20 protein-coding genes and 1 tRNA gene are annotated in these 20,206 nt (G+C 57.0%); 18 read left to right on the top strand and 3 right to left on the bottom strand.

Features of this window, described 5'->3' with window-relative positions; genetic code table 11:
* Positions 1 to 54: 54 nt before the first annotated feature.
* From B3041_RS15875 to mrdA, 8 genes are all read left to right on the top strand, one after another.
* Positions 55 to 216 carry a DUF1328 domain-containing protein gene (locus tag B3041_RS15875; protein WP_065648197.1) on the top strand — a complete coding sequence of 54 codons (162 nt, stop codon included), beginning with the start codon at positions 55 to 57 and terminating at the stop codon, positions 214 to 216.
* Between the two features lie 171 nt (positions 217 to 387).
* Positions 388 to 1,440 (top strand): patatin-like phospholipase family protein, encoded by a 1,053-nt coding sequence (locus tag B3041_RS15870; RefSeq protein WP_065648198.1) that lies wholly within the window; start codon positions 388 to 390, stop codon positions 1,438 to 1,440.
* A complete protein-coding gene (locus B3041_RS15865; RefSeq protein WP_065648199.1) occupies positions 1,437 to 2,213 on the top strand; it encodes a TatD family hydrolase in 777 nt (258 codons plus the stop codon). The genes B3041_RS15870 and B3041_RS15865 overlap by 4 nt, the downstream gene beginning before the upstream one ends.
* A 246-nt stretch (positions 2,214 to 2,459) precedes the next feature.
* Positions 2,460 to 3,239 carry a deoxyribose-phosphate aldolase gene (deoC, locus tag B3041_RS15860; RefSeq protein WP_065648200.1) on the top strand — a complete coding sequence of 260 codons (780 nt, stop codon included), beginning with the start codon at positions 2,460 to 2,462 and terminating at the stop codon, positions 3,237 to 3,239.
* A gap of 178 nt (positions 3,240 to 3,417) precedes the next feature.
* Entirely contained in the window at positions 3,418 to 4,740 is a 1,323-nt protein-coding gene (deoA, locus tag B3041_RS15855) for a thymidine phosphorylase (RefSeq protein WP_292977125.1), read from the top strand.
* Between the two features lie 95 nt (positions 4,741 to 4,835).
* Positions 4,836 to 6,059 (top strand): phosphopentomutase, encoded by a 1,224-nt coding sequence (gene deoB / locus B3041_RS15850; RefSeq protein ID WP_292977123.1) that lies wholly within the window; start codon positions 4,836 to 4,838, stop codon positions 6,057 to 6,059.
* 35 nt (positions 6,060 to 6,094) lie between these two features.
* Positions 6,095 to 6,808, top strand: coding sequence for a purine-nucleoside phosphorylase (gene deoD, locus B3041_RS15845; protein WP_039380134.1), 714 nt, complete (start codon positions 6,095 to 6,097; stop codon positions 6,806 to 6,808).
* A 150-nt stretch (positions 6,809 to 6,958) separates the two neighbouring features.
* Positions 6,959 to 8,833: a penicillin-binding protein 2 gene (gene mrdA, locus B3041_RS15840; protein WP_292977121.1), complete on the top strand. Its 1,875-nt coding sequence runs from the start codon at positions 6,959 to 6,961 to the stop codon at positions 8,831 to 8,833.
* A 3-nt stretch (positions 8,834 to 8,836) separates the two neighbouring features.
* Here the strand turns inward: mrdA and B3041_RS15835 are convergent, their stop codons facing one another.
* On the bottom strand, positions 8,837 to 10,153 hold the full coding sequence (locus B3041_RS15835) for a methyl-accepting chemotaxis protein (RefSeq protein WP_065648204.1): 1,317 nt from the start codon (positions 10,151 to 10,153) through the stop codon (positions 8,837 to 8,839).
* 196 nt (positions 10,154 to 10,349) lie between these two features.
* Between B3041_RS15835 and B3041_RS15830 the strand changes: the two genes are divergently transcribed.
* Positions 10,350 to 10,425, top strand: a tRNA-Phe gene (locus B3041_RS15830).
* A gap of 268 nt (positions 10,426 to 10,693) precedes the next feature.
* A complete protein-coding gene (locus tag B3041_RS15825) occupies positions 10,694 to 11,887 on the top strand; it encodes an MFS transporter (protein ID WP_065648205.1) in 1,194 nt (397 codons plus the stop codon).
* A 104-nt stretch (positions 11,888 to 11,991) separates the two neighbouring features.
* Here B3041_RS15825 and B3041_RS15820 read toward each other — a convergent pair whose 3' ends face one another.
* Together B3041_RS15820 and B3041_RS15815 are read right to left on the bottom strand one after the other, a co-directional pair.
* A complete protein-coding gene (locus B3041_RS15820; RefSeq protein ID WP_039380127.1) occupies positions 11,992 to 12,498 on the bottom strand; it encodes a ferritin-like domain-containing protein in 507 nt (168 codons plus the stop codon).
* An 18-nt stretch (positions 12,499 to 12,516) separates the two neighbouring features.
* Positions 12,517 to 12,714: a general stress protein gene (locus tag B3041_RS15815; protein ID WP_065648206.1), complete on the bottom strand. Its 198-nt coding sequence runs from the start codon at positions 12,712 to 12,714 to the stop codon at positions 12,517 to 12,519.
* Between the two features lie 565 nt (positions 12,715 to 13,279).
* Here B3041_RS15815 and B3041_RS15810 point away from each other — a divergent pair.
* The 8 genes from B3041_RS15810 to B3041_RS15775 all read left to right on the top strand — a co-directional run bounded on the left by B3041_RS15810 (position 13,280) and on the right by B3041_RS15775 (position 20,045).
* Entirely contained in the window at positions 13,280 to 14,239 is a 960-nt protein-coding gene (locus tag B3041_RS15810) for a LysR family transcriptional regulator (protein WP_065648207.1), read from the top strand.
* A gap of 246 nt (positions 14,240 to 14,485) precedes the next feature.
* A complete protein-coding gene (locus B3041_RS15805) occupies positions 14,486 to 15,940 on the top strand; it encodes an NAD(P)-binding domain-containing protein (RefSeq protein ID WP_292977117.1) in 1,455 nt (484 codons plus the stop codon).
* Complete coding sequence (locus B3041_RS15800) at positions 15,937 to 16,419, top strand: CMD domain-containing protein (RefSeq protein ID WP_292977115.1); 483 nt, start codon at positions 15,937 to 15,939, stop codon at positions 16,417 to 16,419. Before B3041_RS15805 ends, B3041_RS15800 begins: the two co-directional genes overlap by 4 nt.
* A complete protein-coding gene (locus tag B3041_RS15795; protein ID WP_065648209.1) occupies positions 16,416 to 16,982 on the top strand; it encodes a peroxidase-related enzyme in 567 nt (188 codons plus the stop codon). Before B3041_RS15800 ends, B3041_RS15795 begins: the two co-directional genes overlap by 4 nt.
* A gap of 9 nt (positions 16,983 to 16,991) precedes the next feature.
* A complete protein-coding gene (locus B3041_RS15790) occupies positions 16,992 to 17,729 on the top strand; it encodes an amino acid ABC transporter ATP-binding protein (protein WP_150018799.1) in 738 nt (245 codons plus the stop codon).
* Between the two features lie 20 nt (positions 17,730 to 17,749).
* Positions 17,750 to 18,565, top strand: a complete 816-nt coding sequence (locus B3041_RS15785) for a transporter substrate-binding domain-containing protein (RefSeq protein ID WP_065648211.1) — start codon at positions 17,750 to 17,752, stop codon at positions 18,563 to 18,565.
* A gap of 86 nt (positions 18,566 to 18,651) precedes the next feature.
* Positions 18,652 to 19,338: an amino acid ABC transporter permease gene (locus tag B3041_RS15780; protein WP_292977487.1), complete on the top strand. Its 687-nt coding sequence runs from the start codon at positions 18,652 to 18,654 to the stop codon at positions 19,336 to 19,338.
* A 14-nt stretch (positions 19,339 to 19,352) separates the two neighbouring features.
* On the top strand, positions 19,353 to 20,045 hold the full coding sequence (locus B3041_RS15775; protein ID WP_065648213.1) for an amino acid ABC transporter permease: 693 nt from the start codon (positions 19,353 to 19,355) through the stop codon (positions 20,043 to 20,045).
* The last annotated feature ends 161 nt before the right edge of the window (positions 20,046 to 20,206 follow it).

Here is a 20,206-nt window from a genome sequence, read left to right as displayed (position 1 = left end):
ACAGTGAAGTGAAGAATAAGCAGTTCGATTTCTACTATGGTAAAGGAGAGGCTTATGTTTCGTTGGGGTATTATCTTTCTGGTCATTGCACTGATCGCGGCAGCTTTAGGATTCGGCGGTCTGGCAGGCACGGCAGCATGGGCAGCTAAAATTGTCTTTATTGTCGGTATTATTCTGTTCCTGGTTAGCCTGTTTACCGGGCGCAAAAAACTCTGACCAGACACATCAATTGCAGTAACCCGCTAGTGATGTAAAGCGGAGGCCAGTCATTGATGGCAGGGTCTGCCATCGCAACTGCCCGTGCAGTGGGTCAGGGAATGACAATGACTGGTTCTCCGGGATGCCGCTCTGGCCTCCCTCAGAGCAGCAACGACTGAGGGCACACCATTGGGTATACGCATTCCGGTGTCACTGGGTTCATTCGAACCGCTGGCGCTTCAGCCTTTTAAATCCCGTAAAATTGCACTCGTATGCGAAGGTGGCGGCCAGCGCGGTGTGTTTACCGCAGGCGTACTGGACGAATTTCAGCGGGCAGGCTTCAATCCCTTTCATCTGCTGCTGGGCACGTCAGCCGGCGCACAAAACCTCTCTGCCTTTGTCTGCGCCCAGCCGGGCTATGCACGGCGTGTTATTACCCGTTATACCACCAGCAAACAGTTTTTTGATCCGCTGCGCTTTGTGCGTGGTGGCCATCTGATCGATCTCGACTGGCTCATCGATATTACCCGCAGTGAATTTCCGCTGGCACTCAGCAGCGCGCAGAAACTGTTTGCTGGCGGCAGCGAATTTTATATGTGTGCCTGCCGCAGTGACGATTACCAGGCGCATTATTTCAGCCCGGACGACCTGACCTGGCATGACATTATTAAAGCGTCCAGCGCTATCCCGGGCTTTTATCGCAGCGGCGTGCTGATGGATGGCGTCAGCTATCTGGATGGCGGCATCAGCGATGCGATTCCGGTGCGCGAAGCCGCGCGACGCGGCGCGGATACCGTTGTGGTGATCCGGACAACGCCTTCACAGATGTTCTACACGCCGAAATGGTTTCAGCGGATGGAGCGCTGGCTGGGTGACAGTGCGCTGCAGCCGATGATCAACATCCTGCATCATCATGAAGCGAGCTATCGCGAGATCCAGCAGTTCATTGAACAGCCGCCGGGTAATCTGCGCATTGTGGAAATTTGCCCGCCGCGCCCGCTGGCCAGCATGGCGCTCGGCAGCCGCATTGCCGCGCTGAATCAGGATTATCATCTTGGCCGGCGCAGCGGACGCTACTTCCTGGCTACGCTGGGGCAGTGGTTGAGTGATGCAGAGCCGGCACGCCGATCGCTGCCGATCGCGCCGCCCGCCGCGGCTGCAAACGCGCCGGACGCGCGGCCGTTACACACGCCGCCGCTGGCAGGGAATGATGCTGCATGGGATGAAGGATCGCTGGCATGAAATTTATCGACACGCACTGCCACTTTGATTTCCCGCCGTTTACTGACGATCCGGCTGCAAGCATTGCGCAGGCCGCCGCAGCCGGCGTGGAGCGCATTATTGTGCCCTCCACAGACGCAAGCCGTTTCGCACGCGTGATGCAGCTGGCAAAAAATTATCCGGCGCTTTATGCGGCGCTGGGGCTGCATCCGATCAATATAGTCCGTCATCATGACGATCATCTGGATCTGCTCGCTGAGTATCTGCAACAGGCAGACAAAGACTGTATAGCGATCGGTGAGATCGGGCTGGATCTCTATATGAGCGATCCCGATTTTGCAAAGCAGACGCGACTGCTGAACGCGCAGTTCACGCTGGCAAAACGCTTTGATCTGCCGGTGATCCTGCACTCGCGTCGTACTCACGATCAACTGGCGATGCTGCTGCGGCGACACAACCTGCCGCGGCGTGGCGTCGTGCATGGCTTCGCCGGCAGCCAGCAGCAGGCAGAGCGCTTTATTCAGCTCGGTTATGCCATTGGCGTGGGAGGCACCATTACCTATGAGCGCGCCAGTAAAACCCGCCATACCATTGCCAGCCTGCCGCTGGCGTCACTGCTGCTGGAGACTGACGCCCCCGATATGCCGCTGCAGGGTTTTCAGGGGCAGCCTAACCGGCCAGAGCGGGCGCGTAATGTGTTTGAAGTCTTGTGCACACTGCGTCCTGAACCGGCTGATGTGATTGCCGATGCGCTGTGGCAGAACAGCCTGCGTATTTTTGCGTTTTCGTCCTGAACAGCCCTCTGTTGTTTATCAGGTGATACCATTCAGCGCTCTATTTTGTGATAATAATTACATCTGCATTGTGCGTCGTTTCGCTCTTCCTAAGCCTAAAAAAGCGACTTATGACGACATTTTCATGTAATAAGTGAATGTTATATCTTTTTTATGTGATCTGATTCGCAATGGCAGTTCTGCACAATTGTTAAAATAATCACATTACCCGGCAGCTTGCTGCTGGCCTGACTTCCGGAGCCTGTTATGACCGACCTTAATGCTGCTGCGCAGCGTGCGCTGCAACTGATGGATCTTACTACCCTGAATGACGATGACACTGATGAAAAAGTCATTGCGCTGTGTCATCAGGCAAAATCACCTGCGGGCAATACTGCGGCTATCTGTATCTATCCACGCTTTATTCCAATCGCGCGTAAAACGCTGCGCGAGCAGGGCACGCCTGAGGTGCGTATTGCGACCGTGACCAACTTCCCGCACGGTAATGCAGACGTTGAGATCGCACTGGCGGAAACGCGCGCGGCGATTGCTTACGGTGCTGATGAAGTGGATGTGGTGTTTCCGTATCGCGCCCTGATGGCAGGCGATCGCGATACCGGCTTTACGCTGGTGAAAGCGTGCAAAGAAGCGTGTGCGGCAGCGGGCGTACTGCTGAAAGTTATTATTGAGACCGGCGAGCTGAAAGAAGAGGCGCTGATCCGTGCGGCATCAGAAATTGCGATTGATGCCGGGGCTGATTTTATTAAAACCTCAACCGGTAAAGTGCCGGTGAATGCCACGCCGGACGTTGCCGCTATCATGCTGCAGGTTATTCGCGATAAAGGCGTGCAGCAGCAGGTTGGGTTTAAACCGGCCGGCGGTGTACGTACTGCAGAAGATGCCGCTCTTTACCTGAAGCTGGCCGACGATACCCTCGGTGAAGGCTGGGCGGATGCCCGTCACTTCCGCTTTGGCGCCTCCAGCCTGCTGGCAAATCTGCTCAACACGCTGGGCCACGCCACCAGCGGCAGCAAAGCGGGTTACTGATAGCGCCCGGGCCGGACGGTATTGCGGGATTTGACCCGGGCGCCATAAATGGCGTCCCTACGGAAATATTGGATCCCGTGCCCCGCGTAGGGGGCGCATTCATGCGCCCCTGGCCGGCAGATTTAACCCGGGGCGCATTTATGCGCCGCGTACCTACCACCAATCACGGGAGGCAATCTTGTTCCTGCCACAGGAAATCATTCGTAAAAAACGTGACGGACAGCCGCTGAGCGAGGCGGAGATCCGCTTTTTCATCAACGGCGTGCGCGACGAAACCGTTTCGGAAGGACAAATCGCTGCGCTGGCGATGACCATCTATTTTAATGATATGAACCTGCAGGAACGCGTTGCGCTTACCATGGCGATGCGTGACTCAGGATCGGTTCTGAACTGGCAGTCACTGCAGCTCAACGGCCCGGTAGTGGATAAACACTCAACCGGTGGTGTAGGCGATGTGACCTCTCTGATGCTGGGCCCGATGGTCGCCGCCTGCGGTGGATATGTGCCGATGATCTCCGGACGCGGCCTCGGCCATACCGGCGGCACGCTGGATAAGCTTGAAGCCATTCCGGGCTTTGATATCTATCCCAGCGACGATCGTTTCCGCGACATAATCAAACAGGTGGGGGTGGCAATTATCGGCCAGACCCGCTCACTGGCACCCGCGGACAAACGCTTTTACGCCACGCGCGATATTACCGCCACGGTTGACTCCATACCGCTGATTACCGCTTCGATCCTCGCGAAAAAACTCGCAGAAGGGCTGGATGCGCTGGTGATGGATGTCAAAGTAGGCTCGGGCGCCTTTATGCCTACCTTTGCCGCGTCGGAACAGCTGGCGCAGGCGATTGTGCGGGTAGCGAACGGCGCGGGATGCAAAACCACTGCGCTGCTTACCGATATGAATCAGGTTCTGGCCTCCACCGCCGGTAACGCGCTGGAGGTGCGCGAGGCCGTGCAGTTCCTGACCGGCGAGGCGCGTAATCCGCGTCTGTATGAGGTCACTATGGCGCTTTGCGCCGAAATGCTGATTTCCGGCCAGCTGGCAGCGAATGACACCGAGGCGCGGCAGAAACTGCAGCAGGTGCTGGATAACGGTAAAGCTGCTGAGGTATTCGCACGCATGGTGGCGGCCCAGAACGGCCCGACCGATTTTGTCGAGCGAATGGATCACTACCTGCCGGCACCGGCTTTCAGCAGACCGCTCTATGCAGAAAAAGCAGGGATAGTCAGCGCCATGGATACGCGGGCGCTGGGCATGGCGGTGGTGGCGCTGGGCGGCGGGCGGCGGCAGGCCAGTGATGCAATCGACTACAGCGTAGGTCTGAGCAATATGATCGCACTGGGCAGCCGTGCGGATACGCAGCGGCCGCTGGCGGTGATCCATGCCGCATCGGAAGCGCAGTGGCAGGAAGCCGCGCAGGCGGTCAGAGCCGCCATCGTACTGAGCGACCAGGCGCCTGAAACCACGCCCGTGGTGTATCGCCGCATCAGTGAATAGTGGCGTTACTGCGTGCCAGACAGCAGCCATTCAGGTATACTGATCTGATCGCTTTTTTTTGACTTGTCATCGCGCCTGGCGCGCAGGAGACTTGCATGAAACGTGCTTTTATTATGGTTCTCGACTCCTTCGGCATCGGTTCCAGTAAAGATGCTGACAAATTTGGTGATGCCGGATCGGATACGCTGGGTCACATCGCTGAAGCCTGTTTTGAAGGTCGCGCAAATGAAGGGCGCGAAGGCCCGTTACATCTGCCAAACATGACCGCGCTCGGTCTTGGCAAAGCGGCAGAACTCTCGACCGGCCGCTTTCCGCCAGGGCTGGATCCTGAGGCTGAAATCATCGGCGCTTACGCTTACGCCAGCGAACTCTCTTCCGGGAAAGATACCCCTTCCGGCCACTGGGAAATTGCCGGTGTACCGGTCCTGTTCGACTGGGGCTACTTTAGCGATAAAGAGAACAGCTTTCCGCAGGCGCTGCTGGATAAGCTGGTGGAGCGCGCCGGTCTGCCGGGCTATCTCGGTAACTGCCACTCTTCCGGTACAGTGATCCTCGATCAGCTGGGTGAAGAGCATATGAAAACCGGTAAACCGATTTTCTATACCTCAGCAGATTCAGTGTTCCAGATTGCCTGCCACGAAGAGACGTTCGGTCTTGAGCGGCTGTATGAACTGTGTGAAATTGCCCGTGAAGAGCTGACGGAAGGCGGCTACAACATTGGTCGCGTGATTGCCCGTCCGTTTGTGGGTGATAAAGCGGGCAGCTTTGAGCGCACCGGCAACCGTCACGATCTGGCCGTTGAGCCGCCATCACCGACCATGCTGAAAAAGCTGGTTGATGAGAAGGGCGGGGAAGTGATCTCGGTAGGCAAAATTGCCGATATCTACGCCCATCAGGGTATCACGCAGAAAGTGAAAGCCACCGGGCTCGACGCGCTGTTTGACGCCACGATTGAGCAGATGAAAAAGGCGCCTGACACCTCTATCGTCTTTACCAACTTTGTTGATTTCGACTCAACCTGGGGTCATCGCCGCGATATCGCAGGCTATGCCGGCGGGCTGGAACTGTTTGACCGCCGTCTGCCAGAGCTGATGGCGCTGGTGCAGGAGGGCGACATCCTGATTCTGACCGCTGACCACGGCTGCGATCCCAGCTGGGAAGGCACCGAGCATACGCGTGAGCATATCCCCATCCTGATTTACGGTCCGGGCGTTAAGCCGGGGTCGCTGGGCTATCGCGACACCTTTGCTGATATCGGCCAGACCATTGCCGCGTACTTTGGCCTCTCCAGCATGGACTATGGCAAAAGCATGCTGTAAAACAGCGCACAATTTTTTGAAAAGGAATAAGAACCATGGCAACGCCACATATTAATGCAGAAATGGGTGATTTCGCGGACGTCGTACTGATGCCTGGCGACCCGCTGCGTGCAAAGCACATCGCTGAGACCTTCCTGGACGATGTTGTGGAAGTTAACAATGTACGCGGTATGCTTGGTTTCACCGGCACCTATAAAGGCCGTAAGATTTCGGTAATGGGCCACGGTATGGGGATCCCATCCTGCTCAATCTATACCAAAGAGCTGATTACCGATTTCGGCGTGAAGAAAATCATCCGTGTCGGCTCCTGCGGCGCGGTCCGCGCTGACGTGAAACTGCGTGATGTGGTAATTGGTCTGGGTGCCTGCACCGACTCCAAAGTAAACCGTATGCGTTTTAAAGATCACGATTTTGCAGCGATTGCTGACTTTGACATGGTACGTAATGCCGTTGACGCAGCAAAAGCGCTGGGCGTTGACGCACGTGTCGGCAACATCTTCTCTGCGGATCTGTTCTACACGCCCGATCCGCAGATGTTTGATGTCATGGAGAAGTACGGCATCCTCGGCGTTGAGATGGAAGCCGCAGGGATCTACGGCGTGGCGGCAGAGTTTGGTGCGAAAGCGCTGACCATCTGCACCGTCTCTGACCATATCCGCACGCACGAACAGACCAGCGCGGCAGAGCGTCAGACCACCTTCAACGACATGATCAAAATTGCACTGGAATCGGTGCTGCTGGGCGACTAAATTCGCCTGTGTCCGGGTGCGCATAAAGGCGCGCCCGGTCCTCCCGCCGTAAACATCTGACACACTTTTACCCAGGCTTGTGCATCTTCAGGCTGGCTCTGACGCTCACGCTGTTTATCATTAGCGCGATAATAAAGAGATCCTATCCTGATGAATTTTCGTAATTTCGAAGCTGAAGAAAAACTGTTTGCCCGGCGGGCGCTGGTGGCCTTTGCGCTGGTGGTCACCTGCTTTATCGTTCTGGGCATCAATCTCTATCGTCTGCAGGTCCGTCAGCACCGCTACTATCAGACGCGATCCAACGAAAACGACATCAAAATGATCCCTGTCGCCCCCACGCGCGGGCTGATTTACGATCGCAACGGCATCCCGCTGGTACGCAATGTCACCTGGTATGACGTACTGGTCACGCCCTATAAAGTCAGCGATATGGCGGCAACGCTGCGCGCCCTGACGCCGCTGCTTGATCTGACACCCGATGACATTGATGCCTTCCGGCATGCGCTGCAGCACAGCAGCCGCTATAAGCCGGTCGAGCTGAAAGCAGAGCTTACCGATCGTCAGGTGGCGCGCTTTGCCGTGAACCAGTTTCGCTTTACCGGCGTCAGCGTGGCCACTTATCAGGATCGTGAATACCCCTATGGCGCCGACCTGGCGCACGTGGTGGGCTACGTCTCCAAAATCAACGACGGTGACTACAGGCGGCTGAATGAGGCGGGCACGGGCGAGAACTACGCCGCTGACCATAACATCGGCAAGCAGGGTATTGAAGGCTACTATGAATCTTTGCTGCACGGCAAAACCGGCTACCAGGAAGTTGAAGTCGATAACCATGGCCGCATCGTGCGCGTGCTGAAAGAGGTCCCGCCGGTGGCAGGTAAAAATATTTACCTGACCCTCGATCTGCATCTGCAGCAGTATGTTGAGCAGCAGCTGGCTGGCCAGCGCGCGGCGGTACTGATTGAAGATCCGCACGACGGCAGCGTGCTGGCGATGGTCTCCAGTCCCAGCTACGATCCCAACCCGTTTGTAAAAGGTATCAGCTATAAAGCCTACAAAGCGCTGCTGCAGAATAAAGATTTGCCGCTTATCAACCGCGTTACCCAGGGTCTCTATCCGCCCGCTTCCACGGTAAAGCCTTATATGGCGATCTCTGCGCTGATGACCCACACCATTACGCCCGCGACCACCTTTTTTGGTGCGCCCACCTGGACCCTGCCCGGCACGCACCGTACCTGGCGCGACTGGAAAAAATCGGGCCACGGTATGCTGGACGTGACCAAAGCGATTGAGGAGTCGGCAGACACCTTTTTCTATCAGGTGGCCTTTATGATGGGTATCGACCGCATTCACACCATGCTGAGCCAGTTTGGCTATGGCAAGTCAACCGGTATCGATCTCAACGAAGAGTACGCCGGTTTGCTGCCCGACCGCGCCTGGAAACAGAAGGTGCATAAACGAGCGTGGTATCAGGGCGATACGGTGTCGGTCGGGATCGGGCAGGGCTACTGGATCGCCACCCCGATTCAGATGGTCAAGGCGATGGTGGCGCTGATCAATAACGGCAAAGTGATCGCGCCGCATCTGCTGGCAAAAGCGCAGCGTGGCCGCTGGCAGCAGCGTTATCAGCCCGTCAGGCCGCAGCCGCAGATTGGTGAGGCGACCTCACCCTACTGGGGGCTGGTGCGTCGGGCGATGTTTGGTATGGCTAACGCCCCTAACGGCACCGGTTATAAATATTTCCATACCGCGCCATACGGCATTGCGGCCAAGTCCGGGACGTCACAGGTGTTCAGCCTGAAGCAGAACCAGACCTATAATGCGAAAACGATCCCGATCCGGCTGCGCGATCATATTTTTTATACCGCCTTTGCGCCGTTCAGCGATCCTAAAGTGGCGATTGCGCTGATTCTGGAAAACGGCGGCAATGAGAACGTGACCGCCGCGCCGGTAATGCGCAATATTCTCGATCATATCTTCCTGCCGCCGGTGTCAGCCACGCCGCTGCAGACAGCAGGCCAGTAGCGGCTACTCCTCTTTCAGCGTCGCGGTGACGTGGCCGATCGCGCGGACCACCTCACCAGAGCTGTCGCGGATCTCTGCCATCATGTCGCCCGCCTCCTGAGCAAGCTGCACGCCCTGATCGGCACGCTTCAGATTAGATGCGATGCCCTGCAGCGCTTTCTCCGCCAGCAGATGGTTGTCACGTACCCGGTTTTCGATTTCGGTGGTGGCGCGATTGATATTTTCCGCCAGCGCACGGACCTCATTCGCCACCACGGCAAAGCTGCGTCCATGCTGTCCGGCACGCGCCGCCTCAACCGCCGCGTTCAGCGCCAGCAGGTTGGTCTGTTCGGCAATACGGCGAATACTCTCCACAATTGCGCCAATGCGATCGGAGGAGTCGCTGAGGTTATTAATATCCCCGGAGATATCATGCAGTTCACCTGCCAGCGCATTGATGGTCTGCACGCTGTTCTCCAGTACCGTAGCGCCCAGCCGGGTGCTTTCGCTGGTCTGCAGTGCCGTCTGGTACGCCTGCTGTGCGGCGTCGCGCTCCTGCTGACTCTTCTCCACCTGCGAGGTCACATCGGTGGCGAATTTGACGATTTTATAGAGCGTGCCCGTTTCATTAAAAACCGGATTGTAAGTAGCGCGCAGCCAGACGGTGCGGCCCTGTTTATCCACGCGCTGAAACTGTCCGGAAATGTATTCGCCCTGATTAAGCTTCTGCCAGAAGCGACGATAGGTGTTACTTTGCTGCATTTCCGGGGGACAGAACTGACTGTGGTGCCGGCCAAGGATCTCCTGCTCCCGGTAGCCCATGGTTTTAAGAAAATTATCATTTGCCATCAGCACTTCGCCCTGCAGATTAAAGGCGATGACTGCCATTGAGCGATCGATAGCCGCCGTCATGGCCCGCTGCTCCTGCGTATCCAGAATATGTGCCGTAATGTCACTCGCCAGCTTGACGATTTTTATCACCCGGCCGCTGCGGTCCTGCACCGGCACATAATTGGCTTCCAGCCAGACCGGACGGCTGTGTTTAGCCACGCGCAGAAATTTATCGCTGAACCCCTCGCCGCGGTTGAGCCGCTGCCAGAAATCGCGGTACTGGGGCGAATGCACCATGTCAGGTGTACAGAACAGTGCGTGATGCTGACCGGCAATCTCCGGCAGGGTATAGCCCATACGCTCCAGAAACAGATCGTTGGCGGTAATGATTTTGCCATCCGGCGTAAACTCAATCATGGCAATCACATCCTGCAATGAACTGAGCGTTGCGCGGCTGCGCTTTTGCCACGCAAGGCGTGACATAATACCTGATGCAATAGTGCTGAACATGGCGGACCTTTTTATGTTTATTGGATGTCAGCACGGTTATCGGCACCCGGCCGCAAAAATCCATCGCAGCAGCGCAGCAGAGTGTGTCAAAATTTAAGCAGCACGCACCGCGGCTGCTCTAAAAGTCATCAGTCAGCGCGTATTTGCTGAAAAGCGTTTGACGCTGCGGCCGGCGTAGGGTTTAATGCGCCCCGTTGCCCGAATAGCTCAGTCGGTAGAGCAGCGGATTGAAAATCCGCGTGTCCCTGGTTCGATTCCGGGTTCGGGCACCAAAATTCAGAAAACCCGGCCTTATGGCCGGGTTTTTGCTTTTCAGCACGCTCATACTTCGCTCTGCGCTTCAGCATATATCCTTCGCTCAACCCTCTGACGCTGTCAGCCTACGCTTACCTGCAGCTGCATAATTGCATGCAGACACAGGCAGCCCGGATGGCTGCGCATATTGCTTTCATTTGGTTACTTTTACGTTTCGTGACTTTTCCTGAATTTTTGCCATTACTTAACAGGCTGACTCTCACTAAAAAATCAGGAACACGAGCAATGCCGATACGATCGCTGCAGGCGCTTTGTCTGGTGAGCTTTTTTCTCGCTGACGTGCGCGACGGGCTGGGCCCTTTTCTGGGGATCTTTTTAACGCAGCGTGACTGGCAGCCAAACGACGTCGGTCTGGTGATGACGGCGGGCGGCCTGGCCGGGCTTATCGCCACGCTGCCGGCCGGTATTATTACGGATGCGACGCGCTACAAACGTCTGCTGCTGCTGTGCGGCTGCGCGCTGATCACCGTTGCCACGCTGTGGCTCTGGTACTCACAGCAAACCTGGGTGGTGGCCACTACGCAGATTATCAGCGGGGTTTCTGCCGCGTTTATTGCACCGGTGCTGGCAGGGATCACGCTGGGTCTGGCCGGGCAGCGCGGCTTTAACCGGCAGATGGGGCGAAACGAAGCGTTTAATCACGCCGGAAACATGAGCGCTGCGCTGATTGCCGGTGCAGCGACCTGGTACTGGGGTACCGGTTCGGTATTTATTCTGATGACAGCGATGGCGCTGCTGACCTCACTGGCTATCCTGGCTATCCGCGGAAACGATATTGATCATCAGGCGGCGCGCGGTCTGGATGCATCTGCAGGCAGCGCAGTTCCGCGCCTCTCCGACCTGACGCGCAACGCGCCGCTGATGACCACAGGCATCACGCTGCTGCTGTTTCACCTGGCGAATGCCGCCCTGCTGCCGATGCTCAGTATGCGCGTGGCCGCCTCACCGGGTGGCATGAACCCCGGTGTCTACGCTGCGGCGACCGTGATTATCTCGCAGGCGGTGATGATCCCGGTGGCGCTGTGGACGGCCGCGCGCGCTGAGACGCTGGGGTATCAGCGTCTCATTATGCTGGCACTGCTGCTGCTGCCGGTACGCGCGATGCTCGCCGCCAGTTTTACCGATCCCTGGCTGATGATCCCGGTTCAGATACTGGACGGCATTGCAGCCGGTACGCTGGGCGTTGCGGTGCCAGGCTACATTGTGCAGCTGCTGCGCGGCAGCGGACACGTTAATGCCGGGCAGAGTGCGGTGATGCTGATGCAGGGCGCAGGTGCCGCATTGAGTCCGGCGCTGACCGGCATGATTGTCAGGCACTACTCCTATAGCGTGGCGTTTAGCACGCTGAGCGTGATTGCGCTGACAGCGCTGCTGATCTGGTGGCAGGGAAGACGATTAGCACTGGCCAATGAGGCATAAAAAAAGCCAGCACAGAAGCAACCTTACTGTGCTGGCTGGCCAGCTGGCCGGTAGATAATATGCAATGTCAAAGTCTGGGGAAGAAAATCCAAGCGCAGCTAACGCTATTTCTTTGCTTCTACGCCCGGTGTACTGGAGCGGATAAGAAACTGTTTTGTAACGTCGCCTAAGTGGTTGGCAGTCCAGTCGGCCATCGCCTGTTCCTGCTCGCGAATGCGGGTAAAAATTGACACGCTTTCACTGTCGTTAAGCTGTTCCGCCGCCGCGATCAGCGCGGTATAATTCGCGATCTCAAAGTTCTCAAATACGTTGCCGCTGATAGCGCCTTTAACCACCTCATCTTCAGTCATCATGCCACCGACTGCCTGGCCAAACGCCGACAATTTTCCTGCGGCATCTTTGATCACTGAACGGGACGTATCATAACGGTCGATTACGCTCTGCACCAGCTGCTGCTGCTCACGTGTTTCATCGATATGCTGCTCAATACGCGCTTTGAGATCGGGATAGTGCTCGAGCCGGGCTGCCATTTTTTCCAGCATGCTCTCAGCCTGCTTCTCCATAGCGTGTGCATCTCTGACCCAGTCAATAAAGTGTTCTTCGTAAGTCATTAGATTCTCCCGTTAATGTTAAGCCTGTGCACTCTGTGCAGCGTCTTTATCTGTGGTACGACGACTTTTCTTACCCCCCTTGCGGCCCGCTTCAATTGCGCGCTCAGGGTTATTGCGAAAGTTACCGCCGCTGACCTGGCCGCCTTTTTTCCCCGCCTCGCGGGCGCGTTCAGGATTCATGGCAAAATTGCCGGCACCACCACGTGGATTGCTCATCATTTACTCCTCAGAGGGTAAGGCATATTAAAGTATTTAGTTTGCAACTTAAGGTTAGCGTTATTTCCTGGATTCACAAGTACACCGGCCAGGAATAATCTTAATTGGCTTTTTTATATTTTTTTGTTTTTTTGCCGGCCTGATTTATAAGAGTTCAATTCTTTTTCTGTACAAAGAAATATTATTTGTACAATCAATTGCGCTTCGCTTTTTTTTGAGATTTATTGTTTATTTTTATTAAGTTAAATCCGTCAGCGGTGTTTCTGCTAACTTGTACAATTTTACCATGTGCTGTACAGATTTATATTATCGGGTGAGAGCATATCGTATGAGGAAAATTAAGCGCAGCGGTGGGGAATATTGCAGAAATTTAACATGTCACTTTTTATCCGTTGATTTTTTCTGACTGAGATCATTCCAGCGGAGGCAATAATATATTCTGGAGCGGCCATTACATAAATAGCGACTTTCAGGTTGTGCAGTGACTTATCGGGTCTCTGCCCCTTATGATGGCGGTATCACTTATGCTCAGCCTGGTGAAAAACCATGCAGGAACCACTACGTAATGAACTTACTCAACGATCTTGATCTGCGTCAGCTGGAAGCGTTCGCGGCGGTCATTGCAGCGGGCAGTGTTACCGCAGCAGCCAAAGCGCTGAATCGCTCACAGCCTGTGGTTTCACGCCAGCTGCAGGAGCTGGAACTCTCCCTGGGTTATCCGCTGTTTATCCGTAATGGCCCGCGCATTCATCCTTCAGAAGAGGCGCTGCAGCTACATCAGTATGTGCAGAAAGCACTGCTCTCTTTGCAGCAGATCCGGCTGCGCGCGCAGGAGATAGCGCAGCAGCAGCAGCGTCCGCTCAGTATTGCGGCTACGCCAGCGCTGGCGGCAGGACTGCTGCCGCAGGCGCTGGCAGCGATTGGCCTGCACAACAAAGTACAGATTATCAGTGAGTCTGCTGCGCAAACGGCGCACGCGGTGATCACCGCCGAGGCGGACATCGGCCTCTGCAGCCTGCCGCTGGAGCATGATGCGGTGGTACTGCACTGGATTGGCCACGCGCGCTGTGTGGTGGCGCTGCCGGATAGCGATCCACTTGCGGCGCAGCCGCAGGTGTCGCTCAGCCAGCTGGCAGGCCGGCGACTTATCGCACCCTGGAATCCGCAGCGCCTGCGCGGGCGTTATGAAAAAGCGCTAAAGCGCGTGAATACGCCGCTGCCGGAAACCATTGAAACAAACTCATCAGCAAATATTCTTGGCTGCGTTCGTGCCGGGCTGGGCGTGGCGATTCTGGAGCCGGTATCCGGCTGGGGAATACCGCTGGCAGGCGTCACTATTTGTACGCTGGAAGAGGATATTCCCTACTATTTTGGCGTGGTCACGCCACAGGGACGTCAGATCACTGCAGCCGCACAGGCGCTGGTAGAGGCGCTCGCTACTGCTGCTGCCTCCCTGTTACCCGATTTTCAGCGGCTGGCCTCCAGCGAACACACCCGCGTCATGCGGCTTATCAATCAGCTTTAGCACGGCTGAATGGCGCAGTGACGGGCTTATAACTATTCCGGCATAAGATATAAGAAATCCATTGGTTAAATGCTGAGCGCAATTATTGACTCCGCCCGGTCGCAGGAGGAGTATGCAAAGCCTCAGCTTTTACTATGCGTATTAACAATCATTAGCCGGTAACTATGTGTTATCAGGATAATAAATCCGGCGGTTGTGGGTATGCGTTTGACAGCGTTTTTTGCGCTGACATCAGGGGATACTTATATGACTTCAGCTGCCGATGGTCTGGCTGCGCTGGAAGCTCAGCTACAGCAGGACCTGGAATACCTTGAACTGCCCGCAAAACCCTGGGTGCCTGTGCACACGGCTTATGACCAGCCGGTGCGCGATGTCGTTGTGATCGGTGCCGGAATGTGCGGCCTGGCGGCGACGGCCCGGCTGCAGCTGGCGGGCATCACCAATAGCATCGCTTACGACACTGCACCAGCAGGGGAGGAGGGGCCGTGGGTCACGTTTGCCCGCATGGAGACGCTGCGTTCCCCTAAATCGCTGCAGGGCCCGGCACTCGGTCTGGCCTCGCTGACCTTTCGCGCATGGTACACCGCGCAGTGGGGAAAAGCGGCATGGCAGGCGCTGGACAAAATCCCGAAAGAGATGTGGATGAACTATCTGGTCTGGTACCGGCAGGTACTCAATCTGCCGGTACAGAACGGCGTCCGCGTTACCGCCATTGAACCTGCCGGGTCGCTGATTGCGCTGACGCTGGAAGGCGCCACGCCGGCACGCGTTTATACCCGCCGGCTGGTGCTGGCAACCGGCCGCTCCGGCCTGGGCGGCGTTGCCGTGCCATCCTTTTTACAGGGTGTCGATCGCCGCTTCTGGGCACACTCCGCCGACAACATCGACTTCAGTGCGCTGCAGGGTAAGCGGGTTGCGGTGATCGGAGCCGGTGCCTCTTCGATGGATAATGCCGCAACCGCGCTGGAGCAGGGCGCTGCCAGGGTGGATCTGCTGATTCGTCGTCAGGCGATGCCGCGCATCAATAAGATGACCGGCATCGGCAGTCAGGGCGTGGTACACGGTATGTATCAGCTGCCGGATGCGTGGAAATGGGCGTTTGTAGAGTATACCGCCACCACCCAGACGCCGCCGCCGCGCGCCTCCACCCTGCGCGTTTCACGCCACACCAATGCCCGTTTTCTGCTGAACTGCGCCATTAATGCCGTCAGGCCTGAAGGCGATGAGCTGGTGATTGAGACAACCCAGGGGCCGCTGCGCTATGACTACCTGATCGCTGCCACCGGCTTCAGCAATGACTTCAGCGGCAGATCCGAATTTGCTGCCATCGCCCCGCATATCCGTCGCTGGGCAGATGGTCGTTATCAGCCTGCCATGGGGCCGGCCCGCCAGAACATGCTGGAAGCGCCCGACCTCGGACCCGGATTTGAATTTCGCGAGCGTACGCCTGGTGCCTGCCCGGTGCTTTCACACATTCACTGTTTCAATGATGCCGCCATGCTGACGCACGGCAAAGTCTCCGGTGATATCCCTGCGGTAAGCGCCGGTGCCGATCGACTGGTGCGGGCGATTGCCGCCTCGCTGTTTGCCGAGGACGTGGAGCAGCACTATGCCAGCCTGCAGGCGTATGACATCCCTGAATTACAGGGAGATGAATGGGTGGACGCCACCCCCTTACTGAATCAGGAGAATGCGTTATGAGTGACGCTATCGATCGCGCCGCCGGGCTGACCCCTGACGCGGCGCTCTACCAGACGCGGCGCCTGCGACCGGAATTTGTTGATGGCGCAGAGGCATGCCGTCGCTCCGTGCTGACACCGGAAGATGACCAGGGCCTCTCTGCAGCCCTGCGGCTGGCGCTGGCACAGCGTATGGCACGGCTGAATCAGGATAGCGCGCTGGAGCAGGCGTATCAGCATGAACTGGCGCAGCTGCAGCCGGTAGATGAGCTGCTGGCGCTGGCAGAAGGCGCGATGCCGCCAAGTGAACCGCTGGCGACGATTGTCCGTCATACCGATCTGATTACGTGCCAGCCGGTGCAGGCCACAGAACAGCATATCCGGCTGCTGGAGCAGGCGGGACTGAATAATCCGCAGATTGTGGCGCTTTCTGAGCTTATTGCCTTTATTAACTTCCAGACGCGCGTTGCGGCTGGTCTGCGCCTGCTGAGGTCAGCATGATCCCTTCTGTTTCCCTGAAGCCGCTGCACTGGCACCCCTATATTGCGCCGGTGAGCGTAGACGACGCCACGCCTGCCCAGCGCGATGCGATGAAAATCACACCGTCTAACAAGAAGGTATCGGAGTATGTCCGCACGCTGGTACACGATCCGGAAAGCTACACCGCACGCACCGGGCTGTTCAACGCCATCATGTATGTTGAGGGCGGCCTGAATCGCGCCGATCGTGAGCTGGGTGCGCTGGGCGCGTCAATCGTGAACGGCTGCCGCTACTGCGCGGTGGTGCATGCGCGCCGGCACGTGCAGCTGGCTGATAACGACGCGGTGGTCAGTGCAATCTATTTTGACCGCGCTGATGCCCTGGGCGAGCGCGATGCAGCGATCTACCGCTTTGCCCGCCGCCTGTCGGTCACGCCAGCCGAAGCGACGGCAGAAGATATTGCGCCGCTGCGTGCGGCCGGAATGGACGATCGGGAGATTATCGACCTGATCCATGCTATCGCCATCTTTGGCTGGGCCAACCGTCTGATGCATGTGCTGGGCCATGCTGACCTGAATAAATAGGGCAACGCCATGTTAGAACTTAATAATATTACGCTCGCCTATGGCAACAACCCGATTCTGAAAGGGGTCGATCTGACGGTAAAGCGGGGCGATGTGGTGTCAATTATCGGGCCAAGCGGCACCGGTAAAACCACGCTGCTGCGCTGCATTAATTATCTGGCGAAACCCACAGCGGGGACGATCGCGCTCGATCAGATCCGCATGGACTATCGCAAACCGGATAAAGCGGCGATCCAGGCGATCCGCCTGCGGACCGCGATGGTTTTTCAGCAGTTCAACGTCTTTAAGAACATGACGGTGCTGGAGAATGTGATGGATCCGCTGATCGTGATCCAGCGCAAAAGCCGCCAGGAAGCGCGGACCATTGCGCTTGAGGAGCTGGAGCGGGTCGGACTCGGCGCGAAAGCCGATCACTATCCTTCCCAGCTCTCCGGCGGACAGCTGCAGCGCACCGGTATCGCCCGCGCGCTGGCGGTGCGGCCGGAGGTGATCCTGTTTGACGAACCGACGTCCTCACTGGATCCGGAACTGGTGGGCGAGGTGCTGAAGGTGATTAAAGATGTCACTTCTTCAGGCATTACCTCGCTGCTGGTCACGCATGAAATGCAGTTTGCGAAAAGTGTCTCTAACCGCATTGTGTTTATGGATCAGGGTGTGGTCGCCGCGCAGGGAACGCCGGCGGAGATGTTTGAAAACCCGACCCTGCCACGGCTTGCCCAGTTTCTCAGCTCAGAACGCGTATTCTAATAATCAGAGGAGTGAAGATCATGCCTGCACTTAAAACAACATTACGTCGCCTGGCTGCGCCCGGCATCATCGCACTGGCGCTGGTCAGCGGCAGCAGCTTTGCCGACGCGGTACGCACCGTCAAAATCGCTACCGCTGCAGAGTCCAAGCCGCTCTCCTGGGGCGCGATTGGTCATGAGCCGCAGGGCTATGAGCCCGACGTGCTGAAAGCGATTAATGCCAGACTGCCGCAGTATAAATTTGTGATGGAAGGCGCTGCGGATATCGCTCAGGAGACGGGGCTGGCAACCGGCAAATATGATATGGCAACCGGCGGCTATTATAAGGCCCCGGCGCGCAGCAAACAGTTCCTCATCCCGGACGCACCGATGGGCGCCAGCCTGATGAAGATCTACAGCCGCAGCGACAGCACCATTCAGGGCATGAAAGATCTGGTGGGTAAAAAAATTGTCCCGGTGACCGCGGGTGGCGGGGTCTATAAGTTTGTGACGCAGTGGCAGCAGGATAATCCGAACGACAAGATCGCCATCAAAGCCTCCAGTGCTGGCGTGCCTTATCCGGATCGCCTGAAAGAAGTGCAGAACGGCAAGTATGATGCGCTGATCCTGCCATCAAACCTCGGCGAGCAGACGGTTATTGATAACCAGAAGCTGGCTATCAAAGCGAGCGAGCCGGTGGCGATTAACAACACCTATGTGCTGCTGCATCGTTCAGCAGAGAATCAGGCGCTGAGCAAAGACATTACCAGGGCGCTGCAGGACCTCAAAGCGGACGGCACGCTGGATAAGCTGGCGCAGAAGTGGTTTGGTGAAGACGTCACGAAATATATGCAGTAACGGATTCACAAGCAGATACCGCGCCGGCTCTCTGGCAGGCGCGGCTCTATAGTAAGCAGGAGTGTTTCACCGTGAATCTATCCGCCATGATCCCCGAGCTGTTATCAGCGCTGCCGCTGACGCTCGGTATTATATTTGTTGCGATGCTGGCTGGCTTTGTCCTGGCGCTGATCGCGACGCTGTTCCGCGTCCGTCGTATTCCGCTGGTGAGCCAGCTGGCCGATCTGTACGTCTCCTATGCGCGCAGTGTGCCGGTGGTTCTGCAGCTGTTTGTCGCGTTCTATGGCCTGCCGCTGATGACACAGCAGCTTGGTTTTACTGATTTTGTCTCCCCTAATCTGGCGGCCATGATTGGCCTGAGCTTCTACCATGGGGGCTATCTTTCCGAAGTCATGCGTCCGGCATTTCTGGCGGTAGAGCGTGGTCAGCACGATGCGGCGGACAGCCTGGGTTACGGCTTTCGTCACAAGATGCTGCGTGTGGTAGGACCGCAGGCGGTGCACTTTGCGCTGCCGGGCTACGGTAACGCGATCATTTACCTGATCCATAACGTTGCGCTGGTGATGTATATCGGTGCCGCCGATGTGATGGCAACGGCGCATCTGATTATGGAGCGCGACTATAACCAGTATCAGTTTGGGACCTATCTGGTACTGGCGGTGATCTATTCGCTGCTCTGTCTGGTCGCCTGGCTGATTATTCGTTTCTTTGAACAGCGTCATGCGAAGTACAGCGCCAAAGCGGCGCGCGTCAAGCTGACCGCCAGCGTCTGAGCAGGAGAGCGCGCATGTTTGATACTGAAGTACTACTGCCCGATTTCTGGAGCATTCTGGATGCGGTCCCGGTTACGCTACTGATGGCGGTAACGGTGTTTATCTGTTCCACGCTGCTGGGCGGACTGTTTGCGTATATCGAGCATCAGCGTATTCCGCTGCTGCGTCAGCTGGTGACGGTTTACAAAATTGCCTTTAAAGGCGTGCCGATGGTGGTGGTGATTTTTCTCGCCTACTACGGCCTGCCATCCGCGCTGCACTTTTTCGCTACGCTGTTTAACGTTGAGGTGAATGCTCACTCGCTGCCTAACTGGGTGATTATCATCGTCGCGCTGAGCGCCTGCGTGGCCGCGTTTCAGGCGGAAGTGTGGAAAGGGGCGCTGAACTCGTTTGACAGCGGTCAGTCCGACGCCGCGCTGTCGCTGGGCTACAGCGGTGGCCAGCTGTTCCGGCGCGTGATGTTCCCTCAAATCATCGTGGCGGCGATCCCGGATCTGGCCAACGCCTTTATGGTGATCATGAAAGCGCTGTCGCTCGCTTTTGCTATCGAAGTGGTGGATATCTTTGCGCAGGCGCAGCTGACGGCGGCGCTGAACTTCTACTATCTCGAAGCGTTTCTGATTGCCGTGGTGTTTTATATGGTGATCGCCTGGGTGGTGACAAAGGTTGCCGATCTGATTGAAGCGCGGCTGCGCGTCAGGACCTGAGAGAAGAGGGCATTCGCCACGGGCGTCGGTTCCGGGACGGGCACCGGTTCCGTTCGCCACGGAGGCTGGCCGCCGGTTCCGTTCGGCACGGGGGCCGGTTCCGTTCGCCGTCAGCGGCGGCGGCTGCCTTTGCCCCGGCACGGCGACCGGGCAGAGGACGC

Origin of the sequence: Pantoea sp. UBA4549 (assembly GCF_002387285.1) — a bacterium.
GTDB classification, from domain to species: domain Bacteria; phylum Pseudomonadota; class Gammaproteobacteria; order Enterobacterales; family Enterobacteriaceae; genus Pantoea; species Pantoea borealis.
The sequence above is the reverse complement of the archived record's forward strand: the minus strand, read 5'-3'. Positions and strand labels throughout refer to the sequence as shown.